The organism is Ferrimonas futtsuensis DSM 18154 (assembly GCF_000422645.1).
GTDB classification, from domain to species: domain Bacteria; phylum Pseudomonadota; class Gammaproteobacteria; order Enterobacterales; family Shewanellaceae; genus Ferrimonas; species Ferrimonas futtsuensis.
The window spans coordinates 205150-226072 of sequence record NZ_AUGL01000006.1 but is presented as its reverse complement, the minus strand read 5'-3'; the positions used below and the strand labels follow the sequence as shown (position 1 = coordinate 226072).

The 20923-nt window shown below is 59.1% G+C and carries 17 protein-coding genes and 1 pseudogene; 7 read left to right on the top strand and 11 right to left on the bottom strand.

Annotated features, from left to right (window positions below; genetic code table 11):
* Positions 1 to 63 precede the first annotated feature (63 nt).
* Positions 64 to 876, top strand: a complete 813-nt coding sequence (locus tag G505_RS0104715; protein ID WP_028108530.1) for a helix-turn-helix transcriptional regulator — start codon at positions 64 to 66, stop codon at positions 874 to 876.
* The gene (locus G505_RS0104710) at positions 873 to 1529 is read left to right on the top strand and encodes a LysE family translocator (protein WP_028108529.1); all 657 of its coding nucleotides are present in this window, start codon (positions 873 to 875) and stop codon (positions 1527 to 1529) included. Before G505_RS0104715 ends, G505_RS0104710 begins: the two co-directional genes overlap by 4 nt.
* A gap of 30 nt (positions 1530 to 1559) precedes the next feature.
* Here G505_RS0104710 and G505_RS0104705 read toward each other — a convergent pair whose 3' ends face one another.
* Both G505_RS0104705 and G505_RS20580 read right to left on the bottom strand, forming a co-directional pair.
* Positions 1560 to 1931 (bottom strand): DUF4785 family immunoglobulin-like domain-containing protein, encoded by a 372-nt coding sequence (locus tag G505_RS0104705; protein WP_157509033.1) that lies wholly within the window; start codon positions 1929 to 1931, stop codon positions 1560 to 1562.
* Positions 1932 to 2308: 377 nt separating this feature from the next.
* Complete coding sequence (locus G505_RS20580) at positions 2309 to 4276, bottom strand: methyl-accepting chemotaxis protein (protein WP_051215890.1); 1968 nt, start codon at positions 4274 to 4276, stop codon at positions 2309 to 2311.
* 469 nt (positions 4277 to 4745) lie between these two features.
* Between G505_RS20580 and G505_RS23495 the strand changes: the two are divergent.
* Together G505_RS23495 and G505_RS23490 are read left to right on the top strand one after the other, a co-directional pair.
* A pseudogene (locus G505_RS23495) lies at positions 4746 to 5435 on the top strand (methyl-accepting chemotaxis protein); the annotation flags it as partial.
* Between the two features lie 6 nt (positions 5436 to 5441).
* On the top strand, positions 5442 to 5843 hold the full coding sequence (locus G505_RS23490; RefSeq protein WP_425402169.1) for a CZB domain-containing protein: 402 nt from the start codon (positions 5442 to 5444) through the stop codon (positions 5841 to 5843).
* 44 nt (positions 5844 to 5887) lie between these two features.
* Here the strand turns inward: G505_RS23490 and G505_RS0104690 are convergent, their stop codons facing one another.
* The 4 genes from G505_RS0104690 to G505_RS0104675 all read right to left on the bottom strand — a co-directional run bounded on the left by G505_RS0104690 (position 5888) and on the right by G505_RS0104675 (position 9824).
* Entirely contained in the window at positions 5888 to 6238 is a 351-nt protein-coding gene (locus tag G505_RS0104690; RefSeq protein WP_084643833.1) for a DUF2750 domain-containing protein, read from the bottom strand.
* Between the two features lie 9 nt (positions 6239 to 6247).
* Positions 6248 to 6631 (bottom strand): DUF3069 domain-containing protein, encoded by a 384-nt coding sequence (locus G505_RS0104685; protein WP_051215889.1) that lies wholly within the window; start codon positions 6629 to 6631, stop codon positions 6248 to 6250.
* Between the two features lie 77 nt (positions 6632 to 6708).
* Entirely contained in the window at positions 6709 to 8196 is a 1488-nt protein-coding gene (locus G505_RS20575; protein WP_051215888.1) for a VWA domain-containing protein, read from the bottom strand.
* On the bottom strand, positions 8193 to 9824 hold the full coding sequence (locus G505_RS0104675) for an AAA family ATPase (RefSeq protein WP_084643829.1): 1632 nt from the start codon (positions 9822 to 9824) through the stop codon (positions 8193 to 8195). The genes G505_RS20575 and G505_RS0104675 overlap by 4 nt, the downstream gene beginning before the upstream one ends.
* A 149-nt stretch (positions 9825 to 9973) precedes the next feature.
* On the opposite strand from G505_RS0104675, the gene G505_RS0104670 reads away from it, so the two are divergent.
* From G505_RS0104670 to dauA, 3 genes are all read left to right on the top strand, one after another.
* Positions 9974 to 10378 carry an SWIM zinc finger family protein gene (locus G505_RS0104670; protein ID WP_028108523.1) on the top strand — a complete coding sequence of 135 codons (405 nt, stop codon included), beginning with the start codon at positions 9974 to 9976 and terminating at the stop codon, positions 10376 to 10378.
* 69 nt (positions 10379 to 10447) lie between these two features.
* Positions 10448 to 13816: an EAL domain-containing protein gene (locus tag G505_RS22320; RefSeq protein WP_084643827.1), complete on the top strand. Its 3369-nt coding sequence runs from the start codon at positions 10448 to 10450 to the stop codon at positions 13814 to 13816.
* A gap of 125 nt (positions 13817 to 13941) precedes the next feature.
* A complete protein-coding gene (dauA, locus tag G505_RS0104660; RefSeq protein ID WP_028108522.1) occupies positions 13942 to 15675 on the top strand; it encodes a C4-dicarboxylic acid transporter DauA in 1734 nt (577 codons plus the stop codon).
* On the opposite strand, the gene G505_RS0104655 is transcribed toward dauA, so the two are convergent.
* Genes G505_RS0104655 through G505_RS0104635 form a run of 5 tightly spaced genes read right to left on the bottom strand, consistent with a single transcriptional unit; the run spans position 15653 to position 20647 of the window.
* Positions 15653 to 16495, bottom strand: coding sequence for a BrxR family helix-turn-helix transcriptional regulator (locus G505_RS0104655; RefSeq protein ID WP_028108521.1), 843 nt, complete (start codon positions 16493 to 16495; stop codon positions 15653 to 15655). The two genes, dauA and G505_RS0104655, sit on opposite strands and share 23 nt — an antisense overlap.
* Positions 16496 to 16551: 56 nt before the next feature.
* Positions 16552 to 17289, bottom strand: a complete 738-nt coding sequence (locus tag G505_RS0104650) for a 5-oxoprolinase subunit PxpA (protein WP_028108520.1) — start codon at positions 17287 to 17289, stop codon at positions 16552 to 16554.
* Positions 17273 to 18193, bottom strand: coding sequence for a 5-oxoprolinase subunit C family protein (locus tag G505_RS0104645; protein WP_028108519.1), 921 nt, complete (start codon positions 18191 to 18193; stop codon positions 17273 to 17275). The genes G505_RS0104650 and G505_RS0104645 overlap by 17 nt, the downstream gene beginning before the upstream one ends.
* A complete protein-coding gene (gene pxpB / locus G505_RS0104640) occupies positions 18190 to 18834 on the bottom strand; it encodes a 5-oxoprolinase subunit PxpB (protein WP_035385078.1) in 645 nt (214 codons plus the stop codon). The genes G505_RS0104645 and pxpB overlap by 4 nt, the downstream gene beginning before the upstream one ends.
* Positions 18835 to 18883: 49 nt before the next feature.
* Positions 18884 to 20647, bottom strand: a complete 1764-nt coding sequence (locus G505_RS0104635) for a UvrD-helicase domain-containing protein (RefSeq protein ID WP_028108517.1) — start codon at positions 20645 to 20647, stop codon at positions 18884 to 18886.
* Between the last annotated feature and the right edge of the window lie 276 nt (positions 20648 to 20923).

Here is a 20923-nt window from a genome sequence, read left to right as displayed (position 1 = left end):
GTACAAGCCCGCTAGGGATGGTCATGCTGAAATGGGCCAACCATTAGAGATTGAGGGGACAGAGTGAATCGGGTTTGTATCAGGCAAAGCGGTATTGAAGGGGTCGGTCTTATCGACGCCAGCTACGGCAACTTTGCCTTTCGCCGTCATTATCATCTGGAGTTCCACATCGGCCTTATCGTTGGCGGAGCCCAGCGCTATCATTGCCGCGGTGCCAGTCATCGGGCAGCGCCGGGTCAGCTGGTGATCATGCCGCCTGACCAGCTTCATGATGGTCAGGCCCATGATGAGGGAGGATATTGCACTAAGGTGTTTACCCTGGGCACGCCCTGGCTGTCTCGCGCGCTGGGAGAACTGACCCATGAGCAGGAGTTGGGGTTTCTGGAGCATCAGGTTGACGACCCTGCGCTGTATCGGGGACTGGTGATGGCCCATCGGATTCTTGGCGACAGCCATCAGGCCAAGCTGGCTCGAGACTGCCTGCCTCTGGAGATGCTGGAGCAATTGGTGAGCCGCCATGGCTCTGTGCGGATGCGCCGCTCACCCAGATTGGGCAGCCGCGATCTCGATGAGATTCGGGATTATATGATGGACAATCTGGATCAGCCTATTCGGCTGGCGGATCTGGCCAAACTGTGCGGCCTGACGGAAGCGGGCTTGTCCCGTGCCTTTAAATCCGCCACTGGCCTGCCACCTTATGCCTGGCTTTCCCGTTTTCGGCTGGAAAAAGCGATGGAGTGGCTAATGGCGGGGCGCTGCGTCACACAAGTGGCTCAGTCAGTGGGCTTTTACGATCAGGCCCACTTTTCTAAAGTGTTCAAACAGCAGTTCGGCCTAACTCCGGGTCAGGTACGAGGCCGGGGAGGTGAGCCATGATCGCCTCTGAATCCAGTTTGCTGCTCACCCTGGCCACGGTGCACGCCATCGCCCTGGCCAGCCCCGGGCCGGATGTGGCTCTGGTGGTGCAGAGTGCCACCCGTTACGGTCGGCGCACCGGCTTTCTGATTGCCCTGGGGCTGTCTATGGGGATACTGCTTCACTCCATCTTCAGCCTCACCGGCGTCAGCCTGCTGATTCAGCAGCACCCCCTGTGGTTTGTGATCATCAAACTGGCCGGTGGCAGTTATCTGCTGTGGCTGGGTGCGGGGGCTCTGGGTTATGTGCTCAGACACAAAGGGGAGGGGCGAAGCCTGGCCAAGGTCGAAGTGGAGCAGGGGCTGGATCTACCTCTTAAGGCGTTTGTCCGTGGGTTGATGACCAATCTGCTGAATCCCAAGGCGCTGGTGTTCTTTGTGTCGCTGTTCTCCACCCTGGTGCCGGCGGATCTCTCCATTGAAGGCAAGTTAGGCGCCCTGGCGATACTCTGGTCGCTGTCACTGTTCTGGTTTGCCCTGCTGGCGCAGCTGCTGACCTCCAAGGCGTTGCAGGCAAGACTGCAAAAGGCGGCACTGACGCTGGATGGCATCTGTGGCGCGGTGTTTGTCTTGGTGGGCGGTGGCATCCTCTGGAGCACCTTGGCATCACTATAAGAAAACGCTCCCTTGGGAGCGTTTTTTTTATTAGAGAGCCAGTTTCGGGGTTACTTCAAGCAGGGGGGCCATCCGGCTCTGGTCAGCCAGGGTAATGGCGGCCAGTCGGTAAGGGGGAGTCAGCCCCTGTTTCGCCAGCAGTCCCTGGTCCATTGGCAGTTGCCAAGCGTGTTGCCCGGGCTCCAGCCACTGGGCCGACTGCACTAGGTACGCCGGCACCCAATCTCCCCTTGAGTCGGTGGCTTCCAGCCACAGGCTCAATTGGTATCGACCCGGAGCTGAGGTTTGCACCTCCAGTTCCAGCGAGATCAACCGCTGCTGATCCCAGTGCGAGATCAGGTGCGGCGCCAGGCTGAGGGTGCGGCTTATCCGTTTGACGGCCGTCTTGACCGTGCGCTTCACCTCCTTTCCCTCAATTTGTCTGAGGGAGGTTACCACCAGCTCATCCGGAGCTATGCCGGGAAGGGGCAAGGGCTCATCGTGGCCAGACAAGGCCTCGGGCCGGACAGGACCGTCAGTGGAGTATGAAAAAAACATCCATGGCTTACATCAGCAAAGGCGAGATCGGGAGCCGGTAAGGATGAAGTGACCCGCTCCATGCCCTTTGGCTGCCTCGGCGACGACGGTGCAGTGATGGGGAACCGGCCAAGGGGCTCAGTGGAAGGACCGCAACAGATCAGGGTAAGGCTAAGTAGCCGGGTGATCGGGAGTTCGCCGGGAAATAAAAACCGGGCGGCCGCGGATACTGGTTGGGCGATAGTAGCGGCCGCCCGAAAAAATCACAGGGTAAACTGCTGCGTCTGTTGCTCCAGTTGACCGGACAGTTGAGAAAGCTCACCGCTGGAGTCCGCAATGGTGCGGGTGGCTTCCTCGGTCTCACGGATACCGGTATCGATCACTTCGATGTTTCGGGCGATCTCTTCGATTGTGGTGGCCTGCTGCTCGGCTGCGGTCGCGATCTGAGTGACCATGTCGTTGATCCCCTTGACCTCCGCAGACACCTGTTCGTTGATCGCCGTGGCCAATTGGGCGATCTCCTGCACTTCCGTCGCTTGAGTGACGTTGGCGTGCATCATCTCTGCGGCGGAGTTGGTGCTGGTGACAATGGACTCAATGATCCCTTCGATCTCAGTCGTAGACTCCTGAGTCGATTGAGCGAGCTTGCGCACTTCATCCGCCACCACGGCGAATCCACGACCATGCTCGCCGGCACGGGCCGCTTCGATGGCGGCGTTCAGTGCCAGCAGATTGGTCTGCTCAGAAATCTGCTTGATTACACCGAGGACATTAACGATCTTGTCGCTGTTTTGTCTCAGTTGAGTCATCTCTTCGGCGGTGGAGCGGGTGGTTTCGCCCAGAGACACCAGGGAATGGTAGGTATGTTGAATGTGGCTGGTGCCCTCCTGGGCCTTTTTCACCACCTCGTCGCAGACGGAGGAGGCCTGTGAGGTGGTGGCGGCCACCTCAGCGATGGTGGCGGTCATTTGGGTGGTGGCGGTGACCGCCTGAGCGGATTGGCTCTGCTGTTCGGCCGCCGAAGCGCTGGTCTGCTCGGTGACCGTGGCCAGCTCCTCGGCCGTCGTCGCCTGTTGTCCGGCGACCTGGGTCAGTTCACTGAGTACGGCTTTCAGCCTTTGGGTCATCTCACCAAGGGCGCGTTGCAGTTGCCCCACCTCATCGAAACGGCTGACCTCCACCTCTTGGGAGAGATTGCCCTGGGCCACGGTGTGTGCTGCGTTCGCCGCAGCGATAATGGGGTTAGCCAGGGAGCGGCTGAAGATCAGGCCAAACAGGGCGACGGCGGTTGAGACCAGAGCCAGGGTGATGGCAATGGTCCAGGCGGTCTGCTCCAGGCTGGCAAAAGCCTCGTCTGCGTCCATTTCACTGATCACTGCCCAGCGGATGGAACCGATCTCCAGCGCACCATAGGCACTCAGCACCTGATGGCCGTTGTAGCCCTCCACCAGGCCGATGCCGCTTTCGCCCCGCAATGCGGCTCGAATGGAGGCGTTATCGACACCATTGGCCTCGACGGTACCGGCGAAGCTGGCTTCCAGAGAGCGATTGTCCGGATCCAGCAGGGAGTCGGATCTCATGCGGTAATCGGGGCCAACCAGGAAGTTCTCACCGGTTTCCCCCATGCCGCTTCGTATTGCCATGGTGTCTCGAATCTTGTCCGAGGAGAGCTGTAGGGCCAGGAAGTGACCATTGGCCATGGGCTGGGCGATAAAGGCCGCCGGCGAATCGTTGCTGGGAGCGTAAGGAGCGAAATCGGTGATGCCAAAGCTGTGGGTGGACGCGACCTCTCTCAACAGGGTGCCGAGGCCGGAGCTGGCGTAGATCCCGTTAAACATATTGGTCTGGTAATCCGCCTCATGGGTCACGGTGAAATAGACATAGCCGGTCTCGTCTACCAGAAACAGGTCGTAGTAGCCGTAGTCCTGAATGTAGTTGGCAAAAAAGCGGGTGAACTCCTGTCGGGGAAGGTGGGGTACCGCTTGGGCAAGAATCTTGATGTCCACTTCGCGCTCGTGGAAATAGGCGTCGAGCTCTTTGCGTTTCATCTCATTGATGGCAGAAAGCTGGTTATACACTTTCTGTTCGACATCGGCGCGGGATTGAAGCGTGGCGATCAGCGTGGTGATCAGCGCGGGACTCAGGCCGATGAGTAGGAAGGCCAGGGTCAACTTGGTTTTCAGGCTCCAGCGACGGTAGAAGGGTACATCGGCGGCTTGAGCTTCAGCCATGAATCATCTCCCCAAAATGGCCAGGCCGGTGACCTGGTCCAGGTGGTTCGATCCCTGAACGTTTATTAGGCCTCCCACTCCGTGAGATGACTCAATTCTTTGTTTTTTTTGTGTTCGTGGTCACGAATAAGCCTCACGCAGCATAACCCGGCCGGGTTGCAGTTTTGTTAACTTTGTTTTTAAGTACACGTGCGGTCTGCTTTGGCCTGAAATATACTTAATAATAACAATGGTATATATCGCTGTTTATTTCAGAAATAAGCGGTGGCGTACCCCAGTCAATCGACGGGCGAGGGCTGTCAGCCCATCCAAAGGCCCATCATCCTTACCGAGCCGAATTGAGACCAGGGTGGGGGACGCTTCAAATAATTCACAACTTCCTGAGCTATCGCTGATTTTGGTTACAAGGATGTAGGAATGCGCCCGCTAAAGGATATTCTTAAGCAGAGACTTTATTAGGAACAGCCTTATGTTTATGACCGTCAAGCAGCACAGACTGGCCAAAGAGGCTTTGGAATCGACGCTGCAAAAAGAGATTCAGCAGAATCAGCGGCAGTTGGTTGAGTTGGAAGCACGCAACCGCCAGTTGGAGGAGGAGGCTGCACGGCTCGCCCATGAAAACAATCTGTGTCGCGATCTGATGGCCACCTACCTGAGCAGCGGAGAGATGCTGCAACAGATCCGCACCGCCCTGGCCGACAACACCGGCAAGCTCAGAGAGGAGGAGGAGGAGTTGTCCGCCATCGACGCCACCTTCAGTGCCACCCGGGATGCCATCGGTCGCCTGGACCAGCGCAGTCAAAGGGTGTTATTGGAATCCCAGCGCAATGTCGACGCGGTATCTCGGCTTGAGCACTCCACCTCGGGCATCAATGCCCTGGTTTCCACCATCCAGGAGATCGCCGATCAGACCAACCTGCTGGCACTGAACGCCGCCATCGAAGCGGCCCGGGCCGGTGAAGCCGGCCGGGGGTTTGCGGTGGTGGCCGATGAGGTGAGAAACCTGGCCGCCAAAGCCTCAGATGCCAGCGGCAAGATCGAAGAGTTGCTGCGGGAGGTCCTGAGCCAGAGCCGTCAACTCAAAGAGAGCGCAGCGGTCAGCCAGACCTGTATCGAAGAGGTCTCCGCCTCCTCTTCCCAGATCGGCAGCGTGGTGGATGAGGTGATGAATCAGGCGGCCCATATGAAACGAGTTATCGGCAATGTGTCCACCACCACCTTCCTGGATACGGTCAAGCTGGACCACGCAGTGTGGAAGCATGGCGTCTATGAACAGGTGGTGAATAACCGACTCGACGAAACCCCATGCAACCATCAGAATTGCCGGTTTGGTCTGTGGTATGCAGATGTGGGCCAGCAGAGTCAGTACCGCAATCTGGCTGCCTTCGACCGGGTGGACCTGCCTCACCAGAGGGTGCATCAATGTGGAATTGACGCTGTAGAAAGGGCTCGCAGTGGCGACCATCAGGCCTATGTGTCGGCGCTGTCTCAGATGGAATCTGCCAGTGTCGAGGTGGTTACGGCCCTGGAGCAGATGGCCGCGCAGTTAACTGCAAAAGAATCGTAAAAAAAGAGGGCCTCTGAGGCCCTCTTTGGTTTTCTGTGTTCTGATCAGGCCTGATAGAGCTTGGCCAGTTCCATGGCGTCCAGCTCGGGGGCGTCGCCATCAACGGGCCAGTCGCAGCCAATCAGAACGTTGTCCTCATTGAGGTCGTTGAGCCAGAACTCGAAGAAATCCTCCAGAGGAATAAAGCTGGCCTGGTACTGAGACCAGTCATCCACACAGTGCGCCTTGGCGCCCTCTTCGGTGGACCACAAAGGCAGTACGTCGCTCTCCTCAAACTGGGAGGAGTCGCAGATAACCCACTCATCACCCAGACTCAGGCCCCAAAATCCACGGTTCTCAAAGGTGTCGGCAACGAAGGCCTTAACGGATTCCGGGATGGTGTTCATCTTGATCATACTCTCTCCTTAGCCTTCGAAGGGCTCATTGAGCTGACGTTTCAGTACAGGGTTACGGCGAGCTGCTTTGATGTTCTTCAACATCAGTTTAATGCCGCGGGCCAGTACGCTCTCCAGGTGAGAAGCGCGCTGCTCTTCGGAAATGTCGGCGTCCTGGGTCAGGCGCAACGTTTCTGCGGTGGCACCGAGCAGGTTGTAGGTGACAGAGGCGTGCAGGCGCTCAAAGTTACCCAGAATATTCTGGGCGCTGGCGGGCAGACGCTCAAAGTCATGACGAAGGGGTTGCTCCACCGCTTCGTAGATGGAGCGCAGGCCATCGTAGGCCTCGGTTTCCAGGTTGTAGAAGTCGGCAATCTGCTGAAGCTCAGGCGCCAGATTTTGGGTATCGGTCATCATCGAATCCTGTTTGGGGGTGCCCCCGGAAAAATTTGCCGCTGATGGTACCAGAAAGCGTCATCAAATAGCAGGGTTCAGGCCGACCCCTGAATCCCCTGGGACAGAATTGCGGCCTCCGCAGAGAGCCGGGTGTCAGCGTCTGGATCTCTGAGCCTCTCGGCGATGGCTCCACTTTCGCCGTCGTAGTGCCATTGGCAATCAAACAGGGATTGGTAGCGATCATTGCCAACGACCTCGCCAATCACCACAGCATAGAAGCGATTGCCGCGTTCACGCATGGAACACATGGCCATCTCCTGGTCATGGGGCAGGTTGGCCATCACAAAGTCGGACAGGATAACCAGATCTGCCAGCCTGAAGGCGTGCTCCTCCATCAGGTTTAATGCCGATTCCAGTGCCGGCACCACATCGGTTCCGCCATAGAAAGACTGACCCAGGAACCCGAGCAGAGCCGGCAGGGCATCCCCCCCGGAGAGGTTCAATGTGGCCACCTCGGTGGAGAAGTTGATCAGGTAGCAGGGGCGCTGAGCCGATTGGGCGGTCAGAGCCAGGTAAAGACTGACCGCTTTGGCCACTTGTTCCGGGGCCCCCTCCATGGACAGGCTGGTATCCACGCACAGGATCATGGGCCCGTTGTTTTCCTGAAACCGGACGGCGTGATGTTCCCACACTTCACAGGTGACGTACTCCCGCTCCCACCCCCTGCGATCGAAGCAGGCGAGTTGCGATTCCAGGTATCGCAGGTTAAACAGGGTGTCCGCCACCTGTTCGCCTACCAGCGAAAGTTCACAGGGCAGGGTGAGGGGAATATCGCGGCCGCTACGAATGCCGCTGATGGACTCAGGGGCCGGGGCGTTGTCCATCAGTCTCGGCAGCTTGCGCTTGACCTTTATCGGCTCCAGGCGTTCGCCAAAACTGGGCTGGCGCATCTTACCGATGCGTTGGCACAGCTCCATGACCTGGGGGTTCTCCCCAAGGTACTCCGCCCAACGCTTAAGCTGTTCGATGTCCGTGTGGCCATGTTGAACCGCGGAAAAGTCCACCAGCCGGCCCGGATCCAGCCCCAAAGGCTCGAAGTGGCGGCTCAATTCGCTGATCATCTTCAACCAGGCTTTGAGTTGTTCCAACATATCCTGGCGGAAGCCGCTTAGACGCTTGATCTGCCAGCTGGCCTCCAGCCGTTCCAGTTGCTTGCGCCACTCTAGCTGCATCAGTTTGCGTACCAGGGCGATCCCTTTCCCCCGGGTGGTCGCCGACTGTATCTGACTGCGCCAGAAGTGACCATTGTCCGGCACACCCTCCTGATGAAGCAGAGCCTGGAACTGCTGCCACTCCGCGGCCATGGCGGTGCGGTTCTCCCCCTGATGCGCCAGTGACAGCGCTGCGGCATTGAGGTTGGCTCGGTGCTCCAGGTAAGGGTTCTCCTCCTCGAGGATCCGCTCCGCCTCCAGTTCCAGCTTATCCAGGGTCTGTTGCAGCCTGGCGTTGAGCGTCGGCGAGGCAGACAGCACATCGCCGTAGCTCTGATACAGCGACTCGGTCAGTTCACTCTGCAGAGTCACGCCTGCTCCAGGGCCAGAATCTGGCTGCATTTCAGCGCGTGAAGCTCCATATCCGCGATCTGTGCCAGTCGTCCCTCCAGGGCGTTGTTCACCTGGGAAGCAGGCACAAAGGGCGTGTCGCAGCAGTCTTGATACTGCACCAGCTCCTGCTCGGCTATGGCGCGGGAGCGCTCCAGACGCTGCAGGGCATGCTCAACCTTGGCGGTGACTCTGTCCGCTTCGGCGCGGTTTATCTTGTCGCGGCGATCCCCTCTGTGGTGACGGATGCCCGGTTTAAAGCTGTTGACCACCCAGGCGTTGGAGTCGAAATTGCCGCTGTCGTTGTAACGAATGGACAGGGTGCCATGCTCATCAAACTGGCATTGCACCAGCTCCATCTCCTTGCCCAGAGTATCCATGGGATGGAAGGGGCGGCGGGTGTTCATCTGCTCTTGATGCACATAGAAGTCCAGATAGACGGGCTCTTTTCGTGACAGGCCATGCTCATAGGTGGCCATTGCCTTGACATAAAAGAAGCGGTTGCGGTCTTTCTGACGCCGCTCCTCTTCGCCACCAAAGAAGTACTGCTGCGGATAAAACTCAACGGTGTCGTAGACAGCTTCCTGATGGAACAGCAGGGTCTGCAGCTGTTCGTGCCACTCGTCAATCTCCAGATAGAGTGATGCCAGACCTTCACCTTCGGCGCAGGCCACCTCGAAGACGGTCTGCTCCACCAGTTGACAGACCTGCTCTCGGTGATCCGGTTCCGACCACAGACAGTGGCGAAGCAGCAAGGCATCACTGTGGTTGGTCTCGTCACGGTCGTTGAAGAACGCGGAGGCCTTAAGCAGCAGGGCGGCCCTTTGCCAGCGACGGTCTGACACATAGAGGCTGAGAGCATCAGAGCGCTCCGCTATCTGTCGCCGCAGATGACGGATGACTGCCAAGGTCCCACGGCTCAGGGTGACCAGGGTGAGCTCCTGTTGCCAGCTTTGCCACTGGGACAGGGGGATGCGCCCTTCAACCTCCAGGGGCGCGCTCAGCGGCGGCTGCTGCAGCAGGTGTTCGAAGTTGTCCCAGCGGCGGGTGGGGCCGACATTGAGACGGATCAGAAACCGGTCATAGAGTGCGTCCAGTCCCTGATCATCCTGGGGAATCTCATTGGACGCTGCCATCAGTGCCATCAGGGGGACGGGCAGAGAGTGTTCGCCGTTACGGAACAGTCGCTCGTTAATCAGGGTCAGCAGGGTGTTGAGGATGGCGGGGCTGGATTTCCAGATCTCGTCGAGGAAGGCGAATCGGGCGGTAGGCAGGTAGCCGTCGATCTGGCGCAGATACCTGTCCTCTTTGAGCTCTTTGAGTGAGACCGGGCCGAACACCTCATCCGGTGTGCTGAAGCGGTTCATCAGGCACTCGAAGTAGTCGTCGCCCTCAAATGCCTGGGCGATTCGCCTGGCCATCAGGCTTTTCGCGGTGCCTGGGGGGCCGTAAAGGAAGCTGTTCTGTCCGGTCAGTGCGCCCAGCAGGGCCACGGCGAGGGTCTCCTCCCGTTCCTGCAGGCCAACCACCAACTGATCGATAAGGGCTTGAATCTGTGATTGTCTGGCATTACCCATGGGGCTCTCCGCCTGGTCAACTCTTTTTACCATACTACCTCCGCCGCGCTTCGCCACTGAGTGTGGGGGCTTTAAGTTGTGAATAGGGTCACCCTTAGTCTGACCTGGATTCAAATTTCTCCTGTGGTGATGATTCTTTTCTGGCCTCCCATGAATTAAGCTTCGGAAAAAGGGAGAGTTTTATGGATATGAAAACACTGACCCTGTTGGCAGGGGAGCGCAGTACCACCCGCGGCCTCAACTACTTCAATGAGGGCAGGGTGGGCAGCCTGACCATCAGCGGCGATCAGGTGGTGGCGCTGGTGGTGGGAAGGGAGCCCTACTCGGTGACCCTGACCATCAATGCCACGACTCTCGAAGGTGAGTGCTCCTGCCCGGCATCGGGCCACAGTGAGTTCTGTAAGCACTGTGTCGCCGTGGCCGTGGCGTGGGAGCATGAGAAACGCGCGCCCAGTTGGCTGGTGAATCACCTGAAGGGGATGAAAAAGGATCAGCTTATCGAACACCTGGTCAGGCAGATCATGGCCGATGATGATTTGGCCAACCGTTGGCAACGCCGCGTCACTGCGGCCAAGCTAAAGAGATAATTACATTCCCTTTTCAGTTTTTATTTAGATCGGTTTTAAATTGTCGCTGACAGGCGGCTTTAGTAGTGTATGAGCCGAATAATAAGAATGAAGGATGCTCAGTTGCCGATATCCCAGTTTTTCGGGGTTCGCCTCTCCCGCGTAATGTCTGCCGCCATCCGTGGGTGCGTCGGCCTGTTGCTGCTCAGCTTCACCCTATGCGTCAGTGCAGAGGACGCCGACGCGCTGCAGGCGCAGAAGATGGAAGCGGTGGCCGAGCAGTTACAACAGCGCATCAACGGCAAACGCTATTTGCTGGACGCGGTTGGCCAACTGGTAAAGTCCAACCCGGAGATCTCTCAGCATCAGTTCGAGCGTGCCGCAGAAGATCTGATGGCAAATCACCAGGATGTTATTGCCGTGCAGCTGGCACGCGCCTCGGTGATCTCCCATGTCTATCCGCTCTATGGCAATGAAGCGACCCTGGGCCACAACCTGCTTGAAGACCCGCAGCGGCGAGGCCCCATTCAACGGGCCCTCAGTGCCAACCAGTCGACTCTGGCCGGCCCCTATCTGCTGCGACAAGGTGGGGTGGGGCTGGTGATCCGACAGCCCATATTTTTGGATCAGGGTCAGACCCAACTTTGGGGGCTGGCCATTGTCGTACTGGACTGGAACCCGATCGCCGAGCAGGTGGGGTTATCCGATCAGGAGGGGGCAATGCTTTACGCTTTGCGAAGCCTCCAGAAAGACCCGGCTGCGGTGAGCCTCGGGGACAGTCTGCTGTTCAGCTCCCCGGAGGCGGTGATCAAGGTTCTGATGCTCCCAAACGCCCAGTGGCAGCTGGCATTGAAAAAAGAGAGCGCCGGTGAGGTCACCGATGGCCTCACCATACTGCTGTCACTCTTTGCAGGTTTCGGCTTGTTGTTCAGCCTGTTGGCCATGTTGTGGCGACACAGACACAGTTGGCACGCCCCGGCGACGTTGTCTGGCGCGCTGATTGCCGTCAGTGTGGCGGCGGTGATTGGCTATCATCAGGTTGAAAACCGCAACGATCGGCTTCAGGCGGTCAGAGCCGCCGATCATGTGCGTCAACTGATATACGAAAGGGTTCAGGACAATCAAAACTACCTGTTCCTGCTCAGTCAGGAGTATCGCCGGGGACAGCTCGAGCTGGAGCAGTTTGCCCTGCGCGGAGGACGCTTTGTCCAGGACCACCCCGAACTGCTTAATCTCAACTGGGTGAGTCGCGATCTGGTGATCCAGGAGGTCACGCCCCGAAAGGACAATGCGCAGATCCTGGGGCTGACCATCAGCCTGGACGCGCCCCTTGAAGCGGCGTTGCAAGCCAGGGACAGTCGCAGTCCGGCACACACCAGGCTGTTCAAGAATATCCAGGGCAAGTACTCCTTCGAAAACTGGTATCCGGTCTATAAAGGCAATGAATTCCATGGACTCATTGCCGCCGTGTATGACGTCGATCGCCTGATTGACGCCGTAGTGCCAGATTCATTGAAAAATCGCTACCTGATGACGATCTCTTATGGTCAGGACAATCCCGTCAACGGCCAGGGGGTAGGGCGAGAGCTGGTGGTGCCAGGTCACGGGACCCGCCTTTACCTGCAGCCCAGGAGCAACACACTGAGCCGGGAAAGTCTGTTGATGTTGCTGGCCAGCTTCATTCTTGGGGGCGTGCTGTTCTTCGGCATCCGGGTACTGCAGAGGACCAATCTCAATCTGTCCAAGCGCTTTGATGAAGCCAAAAGTGCCCGCGATGCCCTGTTTCGGGAGAAAGAGTATTCCCAGATCACCCTGAGCTCCATTGCTGACGGAGTGATTACCCTGGATAGAAAGGGGCGCGTTCAGAGTCTGAATGAACCCGCCCGTCGTCTTCTCGAGGGCAGTGTCGGCACCATAGAGCAGACGCCGCTGACCCAACTGCTGCCACTGGAGCCACCACAACCGGATCACTCACTGCAACGGCTTATCGCCAGAGTTCTTGTTGGCGAACCCGGTGGCCAGCTTTACGGCAGCATCCGTCGCCGGGGCGACAGGCTCTATCTCAACCTCAGCGCAAGCTGTATCCGGGTCAACGGTGAGGTGGAAGGGGCCGTCGTGGTTATCCACGATGTCACCGAGCTTAACCGGCTGACGGAAGAGTTGGAGTACCGGGTGTGTCATGACGCCCTGACCGGCCTGATAAACCGAACCGAGTTTGAGAAGCGTTGCCTGGAGGCCACTGGCAACGGCCAGCATTTCCTCATCTACCTGGACCTGGATCAGTTCAAACTGGTCAATGACACCTGTGGCCACCTGGCCGGAGACAAACTGCTGACCGAGTTGGCCGGGCTGCTGCAAACCGTGATCCACTCCGGTGACACACTGGCAAGGCTGGGGGGCGATGAGTTTGGGGTACTGCTGGCCCACTGTGACTCGGCACAGGCGCAGGCCAGGGCCGAGCGCATCCGCATTACCGTCAAAGAGTTTCGCTTTGTTCTCGAGGATAAGATCTTCGAGCTGGGGTGCAGCATCGGCCTGGCGGAATTGCACCCGGATCTCGGCGACTATAACGCCACCCTGGCCAAGGCGGATCTGGCCTGTTACATCGCCAAGGATATGGGGCGAAACCGTGTTCACCTGTTTACCAGTGACGATGCCCAGACAACCGCCAGAGAGGGGGAACTTTCCTGGGCGGCCCAGCTGAACACCGCACTGGAGCAGGAGCGGTTCCAGCTGTACCATCAGCCGATGGTGGCCATTGGCAGTGAGTCCAATGGCAAGACCAACTTCGAAGTCCTGCTGCGAATGATGGGCCCTAAGGGCGAAAGCATTCCGCCCGGTGCCTTTATGCCGGCGGCAGAGCGTTTCCATATGGTTACCGCGCTGGACAAGTATGTGGTGGAGCACACTCTGCAATTCCTCGAGCAAAGGCCCGAGGTGCGAGAGGATCTGGGGATCTGTTCCATCAACCTGTCCGGTCAGTCGGTGGGCGACAGCGCCTTTGTGGCGTACCTGTGCCATCGACTGGCGCATTCGCCGATTCAGCCCAGTCAGCTTTGTTTTGAGATCACCGAGACGGCGGCGATCGCCAACCTCCACAAAGCCAAGGAGTTTATCGAGCGGTTACGGTCCAAAGGGGTCAACTTTGCCCTGGATGATTTTGGCTCCGGCATGTCCTCATTTGGTTACCTCAAAGCACTGCCGGTGAATTTCCTTAAGATAGACGGCAATTTCGTTCGGGATATCGATCAGGATCCCCAGGATAGGGCCTTTGTGGAGGCGATTCAGAACATCAGCGCCGCCATGGGGATGGCCACGGTCGCCGAATGTGTGGAGAACCCGCACACCATCGGGTTGTTGGCGGAGATCGGCGTGAATTATGGCCAGGGCTACGGCATCGCCATGCCACGGCCCCTGTCTGAGCTCAAACTCAGAAGCGGTCAACCGCTGTCGGCCTGAGGTTGGTGACCCTCGCCCCATATCCCTGACATTTGAGATCCGCCTCACAGATTGGGGCGGGTCTCAGCCAGTACACTTATGGGCCTTCCGGAATCCGCCGATTCCTGCCAACTGGAACTCCCTGAGTGAAATATCGTCCCCACCTTTTCTCATTGAGATTGGGGCATGCGCTGCGTGCTTCCTGTTTCAATGACCACTATGGCCGTCCCCAACTGATGCGGGACATCACCGCTGGCCTTACCGTCGGCATCATTGCGTTGCCGCTCTCCATGGCACTGGCCATCGCCAGTGGCGTGGCGCCCCAGTATGGCCTGTATACGGCGATGATCGCCGGCGTCCTGATCGCCCTGACCGGGGGCAGCCGTTTCAGTGTTTCCGGACCGACGGCGGCCTTTGTGGTCCTGCTGCTGCCCATTGCCCAGCAGTATGGTCTGGGGGGCTTGCTGATGGCCACCATGCTCTCTGGCGTGGTGCTGATCTGCATGGCACTGCTGAGACTCGGTCGGCTGGTGCAGTATGTGCCTCCGGCGGTCACTCTCGGATTTACCTCGGGCATCGCCCTGGTGATTGCGGTCATGCAGTTTAAAGACCTGCTTGGCCTGAGTGCGCCCGGGAACTTGCACGGGGCAGTGTCGGAAGGGCTTTGGCTGGTGGGGGCTCTGGCCGATGCTCACTGGCCAACCGCCTTGCTGGGACTGGGTACCCTTGGCTTATTGCTATTGTGGCCCAGGCTTGGACTGCGTTTTCCGCCTCATCTGCCGGTCTTGGCGCTGGCGGCCGTCGGGGCCTGGTGGTTGCACCAGCAGGGGGTGTCGGTTGACACTCTGGGCAGCCGTTTTCAGTACACCCTGGCTGATGGCAGTGTCGGCCACGGGGTGCCGCCCTATCTGCCGGCTCTGATCTGGCCCTGGCAACAACCCGGCCCGGAAGGCACCCCCATAGGACTGAGCTGGCCACTGCTGGCAGACCTGCTGCCTTCGGCGCTTGCCATCGCCATGCTGGGGGCCATTGAATCTCTGTTGTGCGCCATGGTAGTGGACGGCATGACCGGCACCCGCCACAGCGCCAACAGTGAACTGCTGGGCCAGGGGCTCGGTAATCTGGTGGCGCCGCTTTTTGGGGGGATTCCGGCTACCGCCGCCATTGCCCGATCGGCGGCAAACGTCAAAAGTGGTGCGGTAAGTCCCGTGTCTGCGGTGGTGCACTCCTTGGTGGTGTTGGCGTCCGTGGTGCTGCTGGCCGATCTGCTGGCCTGGATCCCCATGGCGGCCATGGCAGCGTTGCTGTTGACGGTGGCCTGGAACATGAGTGAGGCCCCCAAGGCTGCGCGTTTGCTTAAACGCTCGCCCCTAGGCGACCAGCTGGTGTTGTTGCTCTGCCTGGTGATGACCGTCGCTTTCGACATGGTGATCGCCATTGCCGCCGGCATGGTGATGGCCAGCCTGCTGTTTATGGGAGAACTGGCCAAGATGACCCGGCTTAAGGACCTGGGCAACAATCCCAGAATCCTGCCCGAAACGGTGCCGCAGGGGTGGCGGGTACTCAAGGTGAACGGTCCGCTGTTCTTTGCGGCCGCAGACCGGATCTTTGCCGAGATTGCCGTGGAAACCGCCGGCGCGCAGGGGGTGATACTCTACATGAGCAGCGTGCCGGTGCTGGACGCTGGCGGGCTATCTGCTTTGGAGCGCTGGCTGGAGGTGTGCGAGCAGCTCGGCACCAAAGTGGTGATCAGTGATCTTCAGTTTCAGCCGCTGAAGACCCTGAGCCGGGCGGGAATCGAACCCCTTCCCGGCAGACTCACCTTTGTTTCAGAGCTGACCGATGCGTTAGATATCGCTAGCAGCGCACAGTGTCGCTGACCACCAACAGCTGACTTGCGGGGTCGAAGCCCTGAATTGGGGTGGAGATCTGCAGGCGGCGCAGGTGGTAATCCATCAATGCTCGCCGGCAGGTCAGGGAGAGCTGATCACCGTCCATGCCGTAGTCGATGGCGATCACCTCCCTCTGTGCAGGGCTGAACTGGGGGTTGGGCACCAGAGTGACCTTGACCCACTGGTTCCACTGGCTGTCCTGTTCCTGGGTATGGTCGCTGGGGTAGAGCAGTTTCGGCAGTCCTCTGATGCGGCTGAGCACCAGATCCAGATAGCGTTCGAGCTGCTCGCAGTATCCCCTCAAGTGCCAGCGATAGCCGTCATGAACCAGAGTATGGGGCACAAACACCCGTTCGCTGATCGCCCCTGATGCGATGGAAGCGTACATCAATTTTACCCTGGTGGCGCTGCGGGCGGCGGTCAGCAACTGGCGCACCACAGCAGGATCCACCTGACGCTGAGGGGGGACCACCAACTCAGTATCGGCACTGCGGATGGCCAGCAGTTCGAACCCACTCTCCTCGAGCTGCTTCTGCTGCATCAGCAACTGCAGATATTCGGAGAAATCTCCCTGGCTGAATCTGGGTTTGAAGTAGGGGCTCGGCTTGTACCCTTTTAACCTGGTGTCGTATTTCAGGGCGGTGGGTGCCAGGCTCAGGTAGTGATTGATGTCGCGGCTGGCTTGCTGCCGACCTATGCCAAAGGTTTGGCACAGATGGCGGGTGGTCAATCTTCCCTCCCAGAGGGCGACGATTTCGATGTGCCGAAACCTCAGTTGCTGATCCCACTTGATGTTGCTTCTGTCCATTCCAATATGCCGGGCTAGAGTCGATGATATGACTATAAAGACGACACATGGTCAAATCAATGTTGTGGCAGAGAAAAACCCATTTTTATCAGGTGATTGTGTACAAACTCGGCCCGTTCGAGGGCGTTGGGGCTGTCCCCGTGAAGGCAGAGGCTGTCCACCTGCACCTTGTGTTGATTGCCATCCTGTCCCTCGACCGTCTGCGCCACGGCCAGCCCGGTGAGTTGTGCCCTGATCGCTTCTGGCGCTTCGATGAGGGCATTGGGCTCACTTCTCGGCACCAGAGCACCACTGTGAAGATAGCGTCGGTCGAGGAACCCCTCCCTGATGACGGCCAGCTCAACCCCTGTGGCCAGAGAAAGCATGGGCGAACCGGCCAGCCCCATCAGCGCGGCATGGGGGACCACATCTTTGATGGCCTGGCAGATCAGCGTTGCCAGAGCGCGATCACTGACCGCCTGGTTGTAGAGGGCCCCATGGGGTTTGACGTACGCCAGAGTAGCCCCGCGGCTCCGGCAGATGGTATCGAGCAATGCCAACTGCTCACAGAGATTGTCCAGCAACAGCCGCGGCGCCATGGTCAGGGGCTTTCGTCCAAAGTTGTCCGGATCCGGATAGCCGGGGTGGGCGCCGATGCGCACGCCCCGAGACAGGCAGGCCTCTACCGTTGCCGCCATCAGGGCTCTGTCGCCCGCATGGCCGCCACAGGCGATGCTGGCTGAACTGACCCATTGCAGCAGCTGTTGGTCGAAGGGGAAGCCCTCGCCAATATCGACGTTAAGATCCAGTTCCATAAAGGCCTCGCTTCAACTGATAGCGGTACCCCTGATAGCGCCGCTGAGCCTGTTGCGCTTGTGCCCACGAGCAGGGGACCAGGCTGATCTCGCTCCCGGGAGGGGCCTGGGCCAGATCATCCAGGTCCGATTGCAGCAGGTAGCCCAGAACCGGGTAGCCCCCGGTCGTTTGGCAACCCCGGGTCAGCACTATGGGCTGGCCGTCCGGCGGCAGCTGGATTGCACCGGGGAAAACCGGTCTGGTGACGCTGTCCAGGGAAAGCGGATAAGGACGCTTTCCATACAGCCTTATTCCCATTCGGCTGACGGAGCGGGACACCAGCAGATTCATCTCAGGAGCCTGATCCCGCTGGGCTGGTAGGTAACGAAGTCGGGTTCGGCTGGGGCGCTGGGCTATCCCCTCGATTTCAGGAAGGGGAACTTGCTGCTGTCCCACAGGCAAACACTCTCCCCGCATCAGTGGCCTGGAGGGAAGCCTGCTCCTGTCCAGGTCGGGATCGGTGCTGCGGCTGTTCAGCAGAGGAGGCAGGTCGATCCCCCCTCGAAGCGCCAGATAACCGTACACCCCCTCTCCGGAGGGCGTCAGCACCAAGGTATCCCCTGGCTCGCAGGGGTAACGCCAGCCTGCGAATAATCGGTACTCGTCTCCCTGACGCACCAATCTTCCTTGGTGCGCCAGGCCGCAATAGGCAAAATGACCCTTCTGCTCGACTCTGAGAGTGAAGCTGCCGGGCCCCAGTTCCAATGCCGCCAGAGGCGATGGATTACCACAGAGCCAATTGGCAGACTCAAAAGCCAGCTGATCCATGGCGCCTTGCCAACTGACGCCCAGATGGCGCTGACCAAAACGACCATGGTCCTGCAGGCTGATCGGACCGGCGAGGGCGTCTATCACTATGCTCATAGCTCTCCTACGGGTTGAAAGCTCACCAGATCCCCGGGTAGCAGCAAGCTGGGCGAGCCAGCGTAGGGGTCGAACAGGGTCAGGTCACAGCGGCCAATGAGATGCCAGCCACCGGGAGATTCGCTTGGATAGAGGGCCGTTTGATTGCCGGCGATGGCCAGACTGCCTGCCGGCACCCGAACCCTTGGCGTGTCTCTTCTGGGCAGGTGCAGGGCGTCGGGTAAACCATCTAGATAGGCAAAGCCGGGTAGAAAACCCAGCCAAGCAACGGTATAGCGAGCACGGCTGTGCAGGGCAACCACCTGATCTCGACTTAGCCCGCAGCTTGTTGCCACCTGCTGAAGGTCATCGCCGTCGTAGTGAACGGGCAGGGTATGCAGGCGGGGCTGGACCCGGGTTCGGGTCGATTCCTGCCAATGGGACTGCAGTTTGAGTCGCACTAGCTCGAGGTTGGCATCGAGAGTGAGCCAAAGACTTACGGTGTTACCGGCGTAGAGGGCATCGACTACCCCGGGCCAGAGTCGGGCGGCGTTGGCCAGTGAGGCCAGCTGGGCGCCATTGACCGGCAAGCTGGGTGTGCACTCGATGAGCTGCTCACCGGCCTGAAACAGCTGCAACTGGGGTAGGGAGTCCGGTGCCATCGCCGCTCCAATTGGGGAAACTCTCTTAACCTTAAACTAACAGCGCCGTTCAGGCGTGTCCATGAGGCTGTTTGTTGGCGACCGCGTTCAGAAGGTGTTGTATCTCTTTGGCAAAAGGACTTGGGCTGGCTCTATTGACGCTAAGGTAGACCTGCTCACTGGCACGCGTCATCGCCCGGTAGAGCAACCGTCTCTCTTCGGCAAAGGGAAACTGCTCCTGGGCAGGCAGCATGGCATTCAGGGCAGGGTGGGGCCGGTGGTGACGGGGAAACTGGCCCTCGGTCAGCCCCAGTATCACCACGCAATGGCAACTCAGGTGCTTGCAATCGGCCAGAGTGGATAGCAGCAGGGGCGTGTCCGGCACCAGTTCTTGCAGGGCGGTCAGTTCCGCTTCATTGGGCAGTGCATCATGGCCGGGGGCCACCAGAGCCAGGGACCAGCCCGGCTTGGCGCGCCTGGCCACACTCTTTACCACCGCCGACAGAGGCAATCTGTCGTCCACCATGGAGACACTGGGATAGGGCTGAATGGTTAAACTGGTGACCCGTTTGGTCAATTGTGCCGGGTTGCGGCTGATGAACGCGGTTCCCAACAGATTCAGGTTACTGTTGAGGGTAAAGCTCATATCCAGAATCGTTTTGCTGTGAGGGCCAAAGTGGTGACCAAACTCCAGCAACTGGTTCAGCTCTGCCCCTTGACGTCGTCCGCTGCTCTGCCAGTCATCCCCCAGCGCGAACAGCGATTCCGATTTCGGCATCATCGCCTGCAGTAGCTCACTGTGGGGCAGTGAGATCTGCTGCAGGTCATCCACCAGCAGGTGCTTCCAGGGGAACTGGGCATCCGGTCGCCTGAGCAGCCTGACCGCATCCACCAGCAACTGATCGCGATCCGTTTCGCCTTCGATGCGCAGTGTGCGGTTGTACGCCTCCATCAGTGTGGACAGCAGCGGCTGCCAGGGAAGCAGGGCAGGATGTTGCAGGCTCCACAGCCTGGCCCTATGACGCCGGTAGGCAGGCAACAGCTCGCAGAGCAGATTCAGCAGGCGGGTGAAGGCCCCCAGTCTCTGCCAATACTGCAGTCGCTTCTCCTGCTCCAAGCCGGTCAGCACCAGTTGCCGATACCTTTGTACCGCCTGCTTGGAGCCGCTTAGGGTCAGGTCTTTCATCAGCAGGGTGACAATTAACTCACGGCCCTCAGGGCGGGACAACAGTGCGGTGACCTGCTGTTTTAGCCAGCGTCTGAGTTGGCTCACGTCCGAAGAGAGGGCACTGAGCTTGGGCACGGCGTGTGTGTGGTGATGGATAAGCCTCAGCGCCAGAGCCTGGAAATGCAGCACGGTGATCCGCTCTGCGCCCTTTCCGAGGTGTCTGAACAACAGGCTTTTCAGGCGCTGAACATCGGCGCCATCGTGCGCCAGCACCAGAATCTCTTCCGGGGTGGCCAGGCCACTGGCGATCAGATAGACGATGCGCCCTGCCAGAACGGTGCTCTTGCCGGTCCCGGCAGCCCCCAGGACCAGGTTGACGTCATCGTGGGTCGCACAGGCCTGCCGCTGGGCATTGGTCAAAGGGGCCGCTGCCAAGGTGTCAAACAGCTTTCTGTGGCGTTTTAGCTGCTGTTGCAGCTGATGCTGCCTCAACTTGGCCAGGATCTGAGGCGAGTCTTCAGAGAGGCTGCGAATCAGTTTAAGGCCTTTACGCTGTTCCGGCGGCAGATCCACCGGTGCCAGGTTACCCAGGCCCTCGCGAATCCCTTGCCTTGAGAGCGTGACCAGTCGTTGCCAGCGACTGTGTGACAGGAATTGTTGACGCAACTCTGCAGACGCGATCCTGGCAATGGAAGAGAGCCGGGTACATTGCCACCCGGTCCAGTGAGCCTTAGCCTGCTCTGTCCATGGAACAGCCTTTTTTTTGGGTAACCACCTTAGGGTCCTCGGAGGCTGGGACGGCAGCGTCAGCCTGGCAAACAACCAACCGGTTTCTCCGTAGGGCGGCGCGCCGAACTCGGACCAGGGCAGCAGGGAATGGCGACGTCCCTGATTAACTTCAACCCCCTGAGTTGTAAGGTTAAGGCTCAGAGACTGGGTGGC